The following is a 14,969-nucleotide window of genomic DNA, read 5'->3' as shown; positions in this document are numbered from 1 at the left end:
GGTGCCCCCTTTTACACTGAGTGAGGTGCATCAGCCGATACGTGGCAGATCATCGCTCCCTCCCCTCCGACTCCCTTTCTCACAGAATCGAATCCCCTGTTATGAAACGCACCCGTTCTGCGGGCGCGCCGCTCATCGTCGCGTCCTTACTGGCCCTATTTCTCGTTCTCGGAATGAGCACGACCGCTTATGCCACCAATACAGGCACGAAACTCGGTGTCGTCTCTGACGGTTGCAACGTCCATTGGAAGGCGTCGTCTGTGCTTGACACAGACCTGAAGAATGATGATCCGAACTACCCCGGACTCATGACCGATCTCGATGGCAACCCTGCTCACTTCAGCAATGGCGGATATATCGAGGAGGTCACTCCTCGCATCGGCGGCAAAGGCATCTTCGAGCTCAACCACTTCTATAACGGCAGCCAGTCCAACGACACTCAGACTCAGGTCTGGCGGCTGCCTTTCGCCACTGATAGGGCCCTGAAGAACATCAAGATCACGGTGGACCTCCCCGAAGAGCTCAACGGAGTCACCGCGATCTTCGACGCTGAATCGACGAACTCGAGGATGAAAGCCTGGGGAGGCTCGTACGCAAACTACGACTGGAAGCAGCGCGCAACAGCAAGTGACAACGGGGACGGATCGTGGACGGTCGAGGTGCCTGATCTGGGCCGACGCGAAGCCACAGTCTTCCAGTTCACTCTCCCATTCAATGTTCCGCTGAAGGAGACGGACCAGTTCGTCGCGTCTGCCGAGCTCACTGCTGAAGCCACGGGCGAAAAATGTGGTTACAACGAAGACGAGGTTCCTGAGCCGAAACCGAGCGACGGACTCGACGTCTGCCAGGTCGAATACCTCGGGCGCACGATATGGAACATCAATGACGGCGACATCACCGTGCGGGATAAGTATTACAACGGCGAGACCTCGGATAAGCAGGGCGAGATCAACGCAGACGGCTGGGGAATGCCAGTCCACCCGAAAGCCGGCGATAAACCGACGATGCGGCTCTACGGGGCGACGAAGGTGGACCTCGAGAATGTGACGACCGATGTGAGCATCGTCAGCGGTGGAAAGTTCGTCGCCGACGGGGCTCCGGCGATTGCCTCGCCAGCCCACGGGCAGCTGCAGAACAATGGCTATACGGTTCCGGTGGGTCAGGCGAGTATGTCCGTCTCTGCAGACCGTGCGACCGGAACAATCGGGTCGATGCCAGCGAACTCAAGCTATTCGTTCAACGCCACTGTGGAGCTGGACGGGACCAACCCGATCGTGCTTCTCCATCGCCTGACCGGAACTCGTCCGGGATGTGATCCGCAGCAACCGGATCCGAAGGTCTCCACCACTGAATGGACCGTCACCAATAAAGACTGTGAGTCCAGGACGGTGACCGAGTCTCGCGAAGTGACGACGACTGAGTACGTTTTCGACCCCGACACCTTGGAGTGGGTCGAGGGGGAGTCGACAACTTCGACCGAGACTCGCGACCGCGAAATGACCGCCGACGAGCTCGCCGAATGTGAGGCGGCGGACGACGATGCTGCTGCGGACTCGGATGAGGCCGACACTGCTGCTGACTCGGACGAGGCAGATACGGCCGCTGACTCGAATGAAGCGGACACTGCGGCTGATTCGAACGAGTCGGATACTGCTGCTGACTCGGATGAGGCAGACACTGCGGCTGATTCGAACGAGTCGGATACTGCCGCTGACTCGAACGAGTCGGATACTGCGGCCGATTCGAACGAGTCGGACACTGCCGCGAACTCGGACGAAGCGGACACTGCGGCAGATTCGGACGAGGCCGATACTGCTGCGGACTCTGCTCAGGCCGATACTGCTGCTGACTCGAGCGAGTCGGACACTGCAGCCGATTCGGACAAGGCCGACACCGCTGCGGACTCGAATGAGTCGGACACTGCCGCTGATTCGGACAAGGCGGACACTGCTGCGGACTCGAACGAGTCGGATACTGCTGCTGATTCGGACGAGGCCGATACTGCCGCTGACTCGAACGAGTCGGACACTGCGGCAGATTCGGACAAGGCCGACACTGCTGCGGACTCGAACGAGTCGGACACTGCCGCTGACTCGAACGAGTCGGACACTGCGGCAGATTCGGACAAGGCCGACACTGCTGCGGACTCGAATGAGGCCGACACCGCTGCGGACTCTGCTCAAGCTGACACTGCCGCTGACTCGAATGAGGCGGACACTGCTGCTGACTCGAATGAAGCGGACACTGCGGCTGATTCGAACGAGTCGGATACTGCTGCTGACTCGGATGAGGCAGACACTGCCGCTGATTCGGACAAGGCCGACACTGCGGCGGACTCGAACGAGTCGGATACTGCTGCTGATTCGAATGAAGCTGACACTGCCGCTGACTCGAACGAGGCAGACACTGCTGCTGACTCGGATGAGGCAGATACTGCCGCTGATTCGGACAAGGCCGATACTGCTGCTGACTCGAATGAAGCGGACACCGCCGCGGACTCGAATGAAGCGGACACCGCCGCGGACTCGAACGAGTCGGATACTGCAGCCGATTCGGACGAAGCCGATACTGCTGCGGACTCTGCTCAGGCTGACACCGCTGCAGACTCGAATGAAGCGGACACCGCCGCGGACTCGAACGAGTCGGACACTGCAGCCGATTCGGACAAGGCCGACACTGCGGCGGACTCGAGCGAGTCCGATACCGCGGCGGACACAGCAGTCGACGGCGCTGCATCCAGCGCATCCGCGGACTCCGACGGTGCACGGGCCGACCAGGCCGCACATGCCGACGCAGGTGCTTCAGTCGGCACCGACGGTGCAAATCGCGGCAGTGAGGGAAGTGACGATGGCGGCAGCAGTGGGGGCGATCTTCCTCGCACCGGTTCCGCCGGCATTCCGCTCTACCTCGGTCTAGCTGGGGCGCTGATTCTCGCTGGCGGGCTGACGGTCGTACTGATCAATCGCCGTCGGTCTGACCTTGACTGAATGATCCGGGAGGTGAGCCGCTGTCTCAGCGGCTCACCTCCAGCGTCTTTTTGGTCTGAGTCTCTTCGGGGTCCGACGCGGGGAATCTTGTGGCTAGCCCCCGACCTTCGCGATTCCATGTTCGTAGGCCCAGATCACTGCATGGATGCGGTCACGGATTCCCAGTTTCGACAACAGGTTCGACACATGCGTCTTCACGGTCGCCTCACCGACGAAGAGCTTCCCTGCGATCTCGGAATTGCTGGCTCCGGTCGCGACCAGCCGCAGCACCTCAAGCTCACGGTCGGTGAGGTACTCGAGTTCAGGCGCGCTTGGTGCCGTCGGTTCCGGGGTCGACACGGACCGTTCGATGACTCGGCGAGTGACCTCGGGGGAGAGCAAACCGTCGCCTGCCGCCAAAGCGGTCACTGCGTCAATGAGCTGTTCAGCCTCGGCGGTTTTGAGCAGAAAACCGCTGGCACCGGCATCGAGCGCGCGGAACAGGAAGTCGTCGCGGTCGAAGGTCGTGAGCATGAGGACGGCTCCGGCGGCGCCGCGGCGGACGATCTCCTCTGTCGCCTCGAGCCCGTCCATGACCGGCATCTGCACATCCATGCAGATGACATCCGGTGACAGCTCGAGCGCCTTATCGATGGCGATCTGCCCGTTCTCAGCCTCGCCGACGACAGCGATGCCGTCCTCGCTTTCGAGGATCGTGCGGAAACCGGTGCGAACCATCGACTGGTCGTCGACGAGGAGGACTCGGATCATGTGGATGCCTTCGCTGGAGTATCGGGGGACAAGTGACCTGCGGTGCTGCGAGGGTAGGGGATCCGCGCGCGCACGATCCAGCCTCCGCGGGATTTCGGCCCTGCCTCGAGGCTGCCGCCGAGAGCATTCATACGTTCTCGCATGCCGACGATACCGAGGCCGAGCCCTTCGTTCGTGGAACGAAGTCCGGAGTCTGCCTGGGCGCTGTCGGGTCCTGCAGATGCCGGCCTTCCAGCAGAACGGGCATCGCTGACCTCCACCTCGAGATCGGTGCTGCCGTAACGCAGCCGCACATCCACCTCGGCGCCGGCGCCCGCATAGCGGGAACAGTTGGTCAGGGATTCCTGAATCACACGGTAGATCGACATCTCGGTGATCGGAGTGAGCGGGCGAGGGGCCCCGATCGTTGTGTACTCGACAGTTTGGTCGAATCGTCGAGCCGATTCGATGAGTTCCGGAAGGTCGCCGAGGCCGGGGTTGCCTTTCGTCGAAGCTGCCGTAGCCGTGTCGGCCGGTCTTTCAGCCGTTTGGCCACCGGACGCGGCTGTGGCGTCCGTGGCGGCGGTGACGTCGGTCGACGAGTCCGTGTCGCGCAGCGTGTAGACGAGGGCACGGAGTTCGTCGACGGTCTCGCGGGTCGAGGATTCGATGACCTGGAGCGATTCCTTTGCCTTGTCGGGGTTCTTCTCGAGGCTGCGACGTGCAGCGGCGGCGTGGATGCCGACCCCGGCGATATGGTGGGCGACTCCATCGTGGAGTTCCCGCGCGATGCGCACGCGTTCGAGGTCGAGGGCCTGCCGGGACAGTCGCTGTTCTTGTTCACGGACTTCTGCATTGGCCGAACGGAGATCGGCCATGAGTTTCCGCTGCTTCCATGCCCTGTTGCCGAAGACCCACGCACCGCCGAAGAACGCGGCATTCGTCAGGAAGGAGACTCCACCGGACGCAGCGAACTGCAGGATTGTGAAGTCGCCTAGGGCTCGGTACTGAACCGACAGCGACACCGCGAAGAGGACCGCCATGCCGATACACAGAAACAGACGCGACCAGAAGGCAACTTTTCGGCTGCGCTGCCAGGGCCCGATCGAATAGATGCCCATGAACAGGACGATTTGGGAGACGCCGATCTCCATAGCGCTGTTGACCAGTGCCACCGAGTAGACGAGGCAGATGACAAAAGCACTCTGGCTCGGATGGCGGCGCCGATACAGCAAGGGCGCAGTGAGGAGGGCAGATGCGAGGCAGCAGACCCACAACGGAGCCTTGAGCACCTGAATGCTGGAGGCGCTGTAGAGCACCGCGAAGAGCATTGAGGACACAGCCAATCCAACGACGATGTAGACATCACCCTTGGTGGTTTTGATGGGTGTCAGTTCCTCCGTCATCCTTCCAGCTTAGACAGTGACGTGCCCGGCCGGTATCCGCCGCAGTGGGGAAATCAGATGCCGCGGCTCCGGCAGTCGGTGGAGGGATTGAGCGTGCGGGACCGGGCGGCTGCCGGTAACCGGATCAGCCCATGCTCCCTGTGACGACACGAGCCAACGCAGCATCGATCGGATGCGGCTGCGGGCGCCCGGATTCATCGAGAGTGTTCCAGCGCTGACGATTGGTGAACACCGTCACCTGCTTGCCTGTGTCCGCCCGGGTGAATGTGAGCGCTCCTCCGCCCCACACCGAACCGTCATGTCCCCACCAGACGGTTCCGTCGTCGGATTCGCGTCGGTGCAGGCCGAGCCCGTATTCGATCGTCGTGCCCTCGAACGAGATCACCGGAACTGTGCTCTGCATCTGTTCGAGCGATTCCGGTCGAAGCAGCTGACCGTCGATGAGGAGGCCGAAGAACCGATTGAGATCGGCCGTCGTCGACACTAATGAGGCGGCGGGACCCACCCACGACATGTCGAAGTCGGTGAGGTCAATCGGCGGATCGGCCATGCCGAACCACGACTCGTACAGATGAGTATGCGCAGCCGCCAGCACGGACCCGAACGGAAAGTAGGTCTCGTCGAGACCGGCGGGTTCGATGACTTCGGTGCGGATGTGCTCTTCGGCAGATGTGCCGGTGATCGACTCGATGAGTTCGGCAAGGAGCAGATAGTTCGTGTTCGAGTATCTGCCGGGCAGGCCACCGGGTTCGCCTGCGGGAGGAGCTCCGACTCCGATGCCGATGAGCTCTCGTCGGTCGAAACGGGTGAACTGCTGCTCGATGAGGCTGCGCGGACTCGTCTGCGCCAGGTTCGGAAACGCCCGCAGCGAGTCATAGATGACGGGTAGGTATTCGTTGAGTCCGCTCGTGTGATTCGCGAGCATCCGCACGGTGATCGCCTCCCCGCGAGTTCCGGGCATGAGCTCGGGGAGGTAGCCGCCGATCGGAGCGTCCAGGTCGATGATCCCCTTCTCGACGAGCCGCAGCAATGTCACCGTCGTGAAGGTCTTTGCAATGCTGCCGACCCGGTGGTGGAGCTCGGGCGTCATCGGCGTCTGCGCTGCGACCTCGGCGAACCCTGCGCATTCACGCACGGTCTCTCCGTGGTCGACCACCTCGGCGATGATGCCGGGCATGCCTGCCCGGTGGGTCTCGAGTACCGCCTCGGCCAAGTCGTGTCGGGTGTGAGTCTGGGAGCTGATGGGGTGTGTCATGGTTCTTCCTTTCATGCTGTTCGTGCGCGTGGTGAGCGGTGCAGGCGTCGTGGATCGTTGTTCGCCGAGGTGGCTGCTCGGGTGAACATGAGGACGACCGCGATAAGCCCTGCCGCGCAGGGGAGGAGCCCGATCGTGCCGATGAGCGGCGGCAGTCCGGTGTCTCCCGAAGTGTCCCGGACGAGAAGGGCGAATGCCGCGACCGAGGTGCCGGTGAGAGCGAGCACCACGGCTGCCCACCGAATCCTTCGGCTGCCCCGATGTGCTCGCCAGATCGTTGCGACCCAGCCGAGGACGCCGAGCGCACCGACGATCGTCAAGGACGCGGCGTAGAAGTTCACGCCTGACGTGATCTCATCCTGGGGCATCGATGGGTAGCCGTTGCGGATGTGTTCGCCGATGAGCGGCCTGCCCAGCTGTGCGCTGACGATGGCCAGTACGGTGAGTCCGAGTCCGACCCAGAGGGCGACGTAGGTCGAACGAGAATACTGCCTATTCATGATGGAGCCCTTTCTCTTGTGTTATACAGCGTAAAACGTGGTTCTCATGCTAGTTTTACGCTGTAGAGCAGGTCAATGGAGGAAAACCCGAGAGTTCGTGAGGGAGGCGGCCATGGTGAAGCGAAGTGATCGCGCAGCAGGTGCGACTTCGAGCGGCAGGCGGAGCGAGTCCGGCGCGGCGCGTACGCGGGGCCAGCATGCTGGTCTGAAGCCGGAATCGATCGTGAGGACCGCGATTGCCATCGCCGACGAAGAAGGTCTGGCCTCTGTGTCGATGCGCAGGATCGGCGCCGAACTCAAGGTCGAGGCGATGGCGCTCTACCACCATTTCCCGAACAAGGGTGCGCTGCTTGACGCCGTCGTCGAGCAGATATCGACTTCCGTGCCGCCAGTCGAAATCGCCGGATCACCGTGGGACGACGTTCTGAGGGGGTACGCCCGGTCGCAGCTGAACACTCTGTCCGAGCATCCGAACCTCGTCGATCTCGTCATGACCCGCCCAGCGGTGACCACCGGAAACCTTGCTCTGTTGGAGGCACTCGTCGACTTCCTCTGCGCCGCCGGGTTCTCAGCTCGCCGCGGGCTCGACATGATCTACACCATCCATGAGTTCGTTCTCATGCATGCCGCGCTCAATGCCGAGGTTGGAAAGGCCGCCCGCAGAGGCGTGGTGCGAGCCGAGGGTGGCGAACGGGGCGGAGGCATGAGCGGCGAGCTGCGCCAAGCGGCTCATCTCGAGGGAATCTCCGAGGCGGACTTCCCGCGTCTCGCGGAGGCGGTCAGTGCGGCTTCACGTCGACCCTCAACCGCTCGATTCGAATTCGCACTCGACGTCCTCATCGCGGGATTCGCCGATGTGCCTGAGGGCGATCGCTGAATCAGACGAATCAGGCTCCGGCTCTGGCGAAGACTGATCAGTCCTTCTGAGCGACGACGACGGCCAGATCCCGGTGCTGCCAGTGCACATGGGTGGTCAGTCCTGCCTCGGCGAGCCAGGTCAGCTGCTCATCGAGCGAACTGGGGGTGTCGTCGATCCAGTCGATCGGCGTGACGACGTCCGCTGGGTCGGCGGGTACGACGAGATCACCGAGGACGAACCTCCCGCCTGTCTCGAGCACCGATGCGATGCGGGCGAAGAGGTCGGCCTTGCCGGGGCCGTCGAGGTGGTGGATGGCGAGCATGGACATGACCAGATCGAAGGGCCCGTCCGGCAGCGGTTCTTCCAGGCGACCCGACTGCAGTCGGGTGCGTTCGGGGTCGAGGGTCGCCTCGGCGGCGGCGAGCATCTCGGAACTCGCGTCGACGCCCAGCAGTTTCGCCTCTGGCAGGGCTTCGAGAACGCGCTGTGCGGTCAGCCCGCTGCCGATGCCCAGATCGAGGATCGACGTCGGCGCTCCTGACGCTGCCGCAGCCGCCACTTCCGTCTGCAGACGCGGGTAGTCGGGGATCTCCTCGGCCATCAGCGCCAGATAGGTCTCCGGATCCCACTCGAAATCGGACATAACAGCTCCTTCGCCGCCGATGCCAGGAAGCCTACTCCCTGCAGCTTCAGAGGTCGATGGCGACAACCGGATCCGTGGTCGGCTGCTTCGAGCCTCCCTCGGGCTCGACGGTGATGCCGAAGACGCTGCCCGAGGCGAACGTCTCGCCGGCGATGGTCACCGGATCGTCCGACATCAGACCGGCGCTTTCCGGACCGTCAGCACCAATGACCCACATCTGCATCGACTTTCCGGCCGGTGGCCGCCCGATGTCTTTCGGACTGAGGCGGATGAGCTGCTCGCTCTCGGAGGAGAGCACAGTCACGCTTCCGCCCTCCGGCATGTCTGCGGTGCTCGTCTTCAGGTCACTGGCCTCCATGAGACGAGCGGAGTCATCGAGCTGCTGCTGAGTCGCCGCCAAGTCCTCTTCCAAGGAATTCTGTCGCTGATTCTGCTGCCAGACGGTGGCGCCGAGTCCTGCGGCGACGACGATCGCCGCCGCAGCTGCCGCCCAGGGCAGCCAGGAACTGCGGCGAGGCTGTGACTCGCCGGCGCCCTCTGCGCGGGCATCGGACCGGCGTGCCTCCCGATGGTCGGCGAGCGATGCCGGAGCGGCCGGCTCATCGGCGGAGGCCTCCGCAGCGACCGACGAAGTCTCAGGCTCGACAGCGGGTGAGGTCTCCGGTGCCGACTCCTGGGGGTAGTTCTCGGGGATCGACAGAATTGCCTCTTGAGTCGCCGAGCTGACCTCGACCGGTTCATCGGATTCGGCCGCGTCGGCCATCACGTCGGCATAGGCGGCGACTTCGGCGCGGAAGTCGGCGTCGGCATCGGCCAGCGCCTGAGCCTCGGTGAGTTCTGAGTCGCTGAGCCCGCCGAGGGCCAGCCCGGCAGCCAGATAGTCACGATCTGCGCTCATCGGCTTGCCTCCAACTCTTCTCGCAGCTTCTTCATTCCGTCCCTGATCCGTGACTTGATGGTACCCAGGGGCACCTGGAGATTCTCAGAGATCTGGGTGTGGGTCATGCCTTGGTAGAAGGCCATGACGATCGGTTCGGCCTGCTCATCCGGGAGGATCCGCAGAGCCGAGACGGTCCGGTCCGACTCTGCACGGGCGATGACGGTCTGCTCCACCTGGTCGCCTGCTTCGGCGGTGGTGCGGAGCCCGTCCGCATAGTCTCTGTCCTGTTGAGCCTGGACGCTGCGCACACAGTCGATGGCTCGCCTGCGGCACAGGGTGATCAGCCATGCCCGTCCGCTGCCGCGCCCCGGGTCGAAGCCCGAACACCGGGTCCACACCTCGGTGAAGCAGTCCTGGAGGACTTCCTCGGCCAGTGTTCGGCTCTTGACGATTCGCAGGATGACGGCCATGAGGATGCGGGAGTGAGTGGTGAACAGTTCTTCGAATGCGGACCGGTCACCCTCGGCGATGCGGATCAGCAGGGCACCGCCGGGATCGGCGGAATCCGCCGGCTGGTGATCAGAACTCATTGCCCAATCATGCCATGCATGCAGAAACCGATCACACCTTTCCCAGGTGAGCGAGTCGAGCGGGGTGGGCGCAGTGGTGGGAGCGTGTACAGCAGAGACGGTCAGTCGACGTTCGCCTGAAGCCGCACGAACCGGCGAGGAACCGAAAGCGGCCGGGAGCCGATCCTGTTGCTGCTGATCGGTTCCCGGCCACTGCATCGTGGTGTTCTCTCGCTGTGGACTCTCCGGTCACTTCTTGGGCATCATCACGGCGTCGACCATGTAGACCGTGGCGTTGGCGGTCTTGACTCCGCCGCAGACCAGTCCGGCATCGTCGAACTTCATGTCCTCGCCCTCACCGGAGATCTTCACCTTCGAACCTTCGACGGTCTCGTGTTCACCGGCGATCTCATCGGGGGAGAGCTGTCCGGGGATGACGTGGTAGGTCAGCACCTTCGTCAGCTGGTCCGAGTCCTTGGCCAGGGCGTCGAGGTCGTCCTTGGGCACATCGGCGAAGGCGTCGTCGACCGGGGCGATGACCGTGAACTCGTCGCCGTTGAGGGTGTCGACGAGGTCGACATCGGGGTTGAGTTTGCCCGAGACAGCCTTGGTCAGGGTCGTGAGCATCGGGTTGTTCGAGGCGGCAGTGGCCACCGGATCCTGGCCCATGCCCTCGACAGAACCGGCCCCGTCCGGGTTCGCCTCGGCGTAGGCCGAGCAGCCCTTGCCGACGAGGTCGGAATCGGCCATGGAGGAGTCGCCGGACTCGTCGGGCATCTCGGACTCGCCCGAGTCAGCGGGCTGGGATTCGGAGCTGCCCGATTCCGAACCGGACTCGTCTCCGCCGGAGCCGGAATCCATTCCGCAGCCGCTCAGTGCCAGGAGGCCGATGGCGCCGGCCGAGAGGATGGTGGCGGTGCGTGTGCGAAGCAGTGTCTTCATTGTTCTTCTCCTAATCAACAGTGATGCGTATTCGCGCACAGCTGTGAAGTGATCTCCATTGCTCGCTGTGTACTGGGTATTCGGTGCGGTGCCCGGTTCGGATGGGCGGATGGGGAAGAAATCTTGAGAATTTCTTCGCCGAGGCGGCTGCAGGCTCATTCGACGCGGAATTGGATGTGGTGGTGCCCGGTGGCCGAGTTCGGGATCGAATCCCGGCGTTTCGCTGTCTGCACTGTGCCGTCCTTGTCCGTGGCACGCACGGTGAGGGTATGTGACCCCGCGGCCACCTCGGCGAATTCGGCCCGCCACTGTCGCCAGGTGTCGATCGTGACCTCCTCGGCCAGATCCGCCTGCGTCCATTCGCCGTCGTCGAGCTTGACCTCGACGCGGTCGATCCCTGAACGCTGCGCCCAGGCGGTGCCGCCGACCCTGAGGTCCCCGGCAGGGACCTTGGCCAGCGGCTTGGGGACCTCGATGCGCGAAGCGACGAGGATGGGGGCCTTGGCATCCCACCCGCGGTCGGTCCAGTAGGCGGTCTTCTCATCGAAGCGGGTGACCTCGAGTTCGGTCACCCATTTCGTCGCGGAAACGAAGCCGTAGAGCCCGGGAACGACGAGGCGGGCGGGGAAGCCGTGGATCGGGGTGAGCGGTTGGCCGTTCATTCCCACCGCCAGGAGGGCGGCGCGGTCATCGGTCAGTGCACCGATCGGGGTCGAGGCGGTGAATCCGTCGAACGAGTGGGAGAGGACCATATCGGCTTGAGAGTTCGGGCGTGCTCGGGCGAGGAGATCACGCACGGGGTATCCGAGCCAGGTCGCATTGCCGACGAGGTCCCCGCCGACGGGATTGGACACGCAGGTGAGCGTGATGTGGTGTTCTTCCAGCGGCAGGTCGAGGACGTCGTCCATCGTCAGGGTCACCTCCTCTTCGACCATGCCGTGGATGCGCAGGGACCACTGTTCCGGGTCGATGACCGGTGGTGAGAGCACCGTGTCGATGCGGTAGAAGTCCTTCGCTTCGGTGACGAAGGGGACCGTGCCGTCGAGGTCGGTGCTCGCGGCGGCGGGGATCGCTGCCGCCTTCTTCGCAGGGTCGGGCAGCACCAGCTTGGCCACCGCTGCTCCGGCTTCCTGTGTGAGGGAGACGAGGGTCTGGCCGGCGGCGATGGTGACGGCCCCGATGGTGCCGACGGCACCGGCGAGGCCGAAGAAACGGCGGCGGCTCAAGGGCTCCGAGGTTCGCGAACCGCGCGCGACATCGGGACTGTCGGTCGCCTCGGCGGTGGAAGTCGGTACCCCGAAGCGCAGCAGAAGCAGGAAGACCGTGATGCCCACGGCGATGCCGATCAGCGTGGGAATGACGTCGATGGCCCCCGCTTCGGGGCGGATGATGATGACGATGACTGGGACGAGCCCGGCGAAGACCAGCAGCGTCGTGGCCAGACGCCGGCGGGAAACCGCCAGTGCTCCGATGAGACCGGCGAGGACGATCGCACCGAGGCCGGTGGAGAGGACGAGGACGAGTTTGTCGTTGTCGCCGAACAGGGCGATGACGGGTTTGATCGCCGCCGGGGGAGCCAGTGGGATGATCGCCTGACCGAGGGTGAGCAGGGGTGCGGCGCTCGGGGTGAAGGCACGCGCGATGAGATCTGCGAGACCGAACATCATGACTGTGGCGACGATGCCTGCCACGACGCCGCGGAAACGGTGGGTTGCACGGGTTTTCCGATTCATAGTGATCATTCGGAGCCGCCGGGACGGCGGATGGGTCTGCGGGTTTTGTTACTGACCATTCACTGAAACGCCAGTGACCTTGTTGCGTGCCTGTCGTAGCATGGTGCAATGACTGAGAAACCCGGATACGCCCAGCCGCAGGCTCCGACCGGAGACGCGGATGAGCCGAAGAGCCCGAGTGCGCCGATCTACACTGCGAAGGTCGAGAACCTCGGCGGCACCTCGGGCGAGGTGCGCGTCGAAGACGGCCAGACCCTGTCCACCGCCCCGACCTCACGGGTCGAAGAGGGCAACAACCCGGAACAGTTCCTCGCCATGGCCTGGTCGACCTGCCTCGGCGAGACGCTCAAGGTCGTTCTCGCGGTCAATGAGATCGAGGCGCTCTCACGCGTGCGCGTCGAGGTCGAGCTGCACAACGAACCCTCAGGCAACGGCTTCTACTTCGCTCCGAAGGCGTTCATCTCCATCGAAGGGGTCTCGGACACCGACGCCGAGAAGTACGCTGCCCGCGCCCACGCTCGCTGCCCCATCTCCAAACTGCTTATGGGCAAGGGCACCCCGGTCGTCGAAATCGAACCGTACAAGAACCCGGACAACTTCCAGCTCAGCTGAATCGGCTGAGCAGAGAACGAGAGGCCCCGACTGTCACGGTCGGGGCCTCTTCCGTCGGCGCCTGCGCTTTACCTGTCGGACTCCGCGGCAACGTCGGCGGCGATCTGCGCCAACTGCGCGGCCGCCTCGGCGGGGCGGATCAGCCATCCCACGTGGGACGACGCCAGCGTGCGCACCCGGTAGGGATTGTCCGGGTTGAGCGCATCACCTTCGCGGATGAGGCGATCCTGCATCGCGGTCGGCACGCTCCGATCCTCGCCGAGGCGGACGAACGTACGCGGGATCGTCCCCCACGTGCCCGCCTGCGCCCGGTGTTCGGGGCCTCCCGCGTCGAGGTTCTCATCCGGTTGCAGTGAATTCAGGAAGATGCGGAATTCGTCATCGCTGACGTCGGCGCAGAAGAGTGCTTTCAGGCCGTCGAGGACCTCCGGGTCCGCCTGGCGGAAATTGCAGCGCAGCAGTCCCAACTGCCCGGGATCACCGGCCAGGGCCCGGGCGAGAGCCGCATTGTCGACGTCGGCCATCTCGGGTTCGGCATTGTATTCGGCGGCCGGGAGGTCAACCGGTGCCCATGCGGAGACATAGACCATGTGGTCGATGAGTTCCGGATGCGCATTCGCCAAGGCGGTCAATGTGGCCCCACCGCGGCTGTGGGCGACGATGACCACCGGTCCGTGCTCCTTGGCACGGGCGGCCGCCTCGGTGAGAGCCCGGACATTGTCCTCGACGGTCACACCCCTGATCGATCCCGGCTCCGAGGTGAACCGGGCAAGGTCCTGAGGCGCCTGATACCCGAGCGGGAAGGTGGCGGCGAAACCGTGACCCGGCAGGTCAACCGCAGCCGAGCGCACTCCGTGGAAGGCGAGTTCGGCCTGCAGCGGGGCGAAAGAGAAGGAAGTGGCGAAAGCGCCGTGGACGAGGATGAGCGTCGGCTGCGTCATCTCCTCAGCCTAGCGGCCGCCTCGGCGATGGGGAACGGAACACCAGACAAATAGCTCACTGGATGTCGAAGCGGATTACAGTGGCTGGTAGGACGCTCGGCACCGGGCCGGGCACGGAGCGACGAGAGGAGCCGAGGTGGAGATGAACTTGCAGGAGTTCCTGTTCCTCGCCCTCGACCTCACCGGCACTTTCGTCTTCGCAGTCTCCGGAGTGCTGCTGGCCGCGCGACGCAATTTCGACATCACCGGCGGTTTGGTGCTGGGCACGATGACGGGCATCGGCGGAGGCATGATCCGCGATGTGCTCCTCGACCGGGTGCCCAACGCCATCGGCCAACCGATCTACCTCGCCCCACCGGTGATCGCGACCCTGCTCATCTACATCATCGGCTCCCACATCTCCCGCGCACGGATCTGGATCGTCGCCTTCGACGCGATGGGCCTCGGCCTCTTCAGCGTCACCGGCACGACGATCGCGCTCGCCGCCGGGACGAACTATCCGGCGGCGCTGCTCATGGGTGCGCTGACCGCGTGCGGCGGAGGTCTCATGCGCGATGCCGTGGCCAGTGAGGATCCGGCGATCTTCCGCGGCACCGACCTCTACCTCATCCCCGCCCTGTTCGGTTCGGGGCTGACGATCATCGCCGAGGTGACCGGACTGTTGGGTGCCATCGCCTCCCTGATCATCGCGGCCGCCGCCTTCGGCTTCCGCATGCTCGCGTGGAAGCTGCAATGGCGGGTGCCGCAGCCGATGCGGCAATGGTCGTACCGGGACACCGGGCAGCGCGTGAAGAAGAAGCTGCCGTCGGTGTTCCGGAAACCGGACTGAGGGTGTGGCTTGTGGGACGGTCTCTGACCGATTGACGTTCGCGGTGGCGGATCTGAAACATCGCTACCGGAATCAGTCGCCCGT

The 14,969-nt window shown here is 64.0% G+C and carries 14 protein-coding genes; 4 read left to right on the top strand and 10 right to left on the bottom strand.

Going from position 1 to position 14,969, the window contains the following annotated elements; genetic code table 11:
* The first annotated feature begins 101 nt into the window (after positions 1-101).
* Positions 102-2,987 carry an LPXTG cell wall anchor domain-containing protein gene (locus tag AC239G_RS18155; protein WP_487489456.1) on the top strand — a complete coding sequence of 962 codons (2,886 nt, stop codon included), beginning with the start codon at positions 102-104 and terminating at the stop codon, positions 2,985-2,987.
* 93 nt (positions 2,988-3,080) lie between these two features.
* Here the strand turns inward: AC239G_RS18155 and AC239G_RS18150 are convergent, their stop codons facing one another.
* The 4 genes from AC239G_RS18150 to AC239G_RS18135 all read right to left on the bottom strand — a co-directional run bounded on the left by AC239G_RS18150 (position 3,081) and on the right by AC239G_RS18135 (position 6,877).
* Complete coding sequence (locus AC239G_RS18150) at positions 3,081-3,737, bottom strand: response regulator (protein WP_259357944.1); 657 nt, start codon at positions 3,735-3,737, stop codon at positions 3,081-3,083.
* A complete protein-coding gene (locus AC239G_RS18145) occupies positions 3,734-5,122 on the bottom strand; it encodes a sensor histidine kinase (protein WP_487489455.1) in 1,389 nt (462 codons plus the stop codon). The genes AC239G_RS18150 and AC239G_RS18145 overlap by 4 nt, the downstream gene beginning before the upstream one ends.
* Before the next feature lie 124 nt (positions 5,123-5,246).
* Entirely contained in the window at positions 5,247-6,377 is a 1,131-nt protein-coding gene (locus tag AC239G_RS18140; protein ID WP_487489454.1) for a serine hydrolase domain-containing protein, read from the bottom strand.
* 11 nt (positions 6,378-6,388) lie between these two features.
* Positions 6,389-6,877, bottom strand: a complete 489-nt coding sequence (locus AC239G_RS18135) for a hypothetical protein (protein WP_487489453.1) — start codon at positions 6,875-6,877, stop codon at positions 6,389-6,391.
* A 223-nt stretch (positions 6,878-7,100) separates the two neighbouring features.
* Between AC239G_RS18135 and AC239G_RS18130 the strand changes: the two genes are divergently transcribed.
* Positions 7,101-7,754: a TetR/AcrR family transcriptional regulator C-terminal domain-containing protein gene (locus tag AC239G_RS18130; protein ID WP_180345530.1), complete on the top strand. Its 654-nt coding sequence runs from the start codon at positions 7,101-7,103 to the stop codon at positions 7,752-7,754.
* Between the two features lie 37 nt (positions 7,755-7,791).
* Here the strand turns inward: AC239G_RS18130 and AC239G_RS18125 are convergent, their stop codons facing one another.
* The 5 genes from AC239G_RS18125 to AC239G_RS18105 all read right to left on the bottom strand — a co-directional run bounded on the left by AC239G_RS18125 (position 7,792) and on the right by AC239G_RS18105 (position 12,503).
* Complete coding sequence (locus tag AC239G_RS18125; protein ID WP_139467498.1) at positions 7,792-8,379, bottom strand: class I SAM-dependent methyltransferase; 588 nt, start codon at positions 8,377-8,379, stop codon at positions 7,792-7,794.
* 46 nt (positions 8,380-8,425) lie between these two features.
* Positions 8,426-9,277 (bottom strand): anti-sigma factor, encoded by an 852-nt coding sequence (locus AC239G_RS18120; RefSeq protein ID WP_487489452.1) that lies wholly within the window; start codon positions 9,275-9,277, stop codon positions 8,426-8,428.
* Positions 9,274-9,849 (bottom strand): sigma-70 family RNA polymerase sigma factor, encoded by a 576-nt coding sequence (locus tag AC239G_RS18115; protein WP_139467496.1) that lies wholly within the window; start codon positions 9,847-9,849, stop codon positions 9,274-9,276. Before AC239G_RS18115 ends, AC239G_RS18120 begins: the two co-directional genes overlap by 4 nt.
* Positions 9,850-10,077: 228 nt before the next feature.
* Positions 10,078-10,770: a fasciclin domain-containing protein gene (locus tag AC239G_RS18110; protein WP_376904473.1), complete on the bottom strand. Its 693-nt coding sequence runs from the start codon at positions 10,768-10,770 to the stop codon at positions 10,078-10,080.
* 155 nt (positions 10,771-10,925) lie between these two features.
* Complete coding sequence (locus tag AC239G_RS18105; RefSeq protein WP_487489451.1) at positions 10,926-12,503, bottom strand: molybdopterin-dependent oxidoreductase; 1,578 nt, start codon at positions 12,501-12,503, stop codon at positions 10,926-10,928.
* 108 nt (positions 12,504-12,611) lie between these two features.
* On the opposite strand from AC239G_RS18105, the gene AC239G_RS18100 reads away from it, so the two are divergent.
* Positions 12,612-13,115 (top strand): OsmC family protein, encoded by a 504-nt coding sequence (locus AC239G_RS18100; RefSeq protein WP_052240173.1) that lies wholly within the window; start codon positions 12,612-12,614, stop codon positions 13,113-13,115.
* Between the two features lie 68 nt (positions 13,116-13,183).
* Here the strand turns inward: AC239G_RS18100 and AC239G_RS18095 are convergent, their stop codons facing one another.
* Complete coding sequence (locus AC239G_RS18095) at positions 13,184-14,056, bottom strand: alpha/beta fold hydrolase (protein ID WP_487489450.1); 873 nt, start codon at positions 14,054-14,056, stop codon at positions 13,184-13,186.
* 142 nt (positions 14,057-14,198) lie between these two features.
* Here AC239G_RS18095 and AC239G_RS18090 point away from each other — a divergent pair, with 142 nt between their 5' ends.
* Positions 14,199-14,885 carry a trimeric intracellular cation channel family protein gene (locus tag AC239G_RS18090; protein WP_062860326.1) on the top strand — a complete coding sequence of 229 codons (687 nt, stop codon included), beginning with the start codon at positions 14,199-14,201 and terminating at the stop codon, positions 14,883-14,885.
* The last annotated feature ends 84 nt before the right edge of the window (positions 14,886-14,969 follow it).

The sequence above is a fragment of the Brevibacterium sp. Lmc1 genome, from assembly GCF_057654315.1.
Note: the sequence above shows the minus strand (reverse complement) of the source record. Positions and strands in the feature narration are given on the sequence as shown.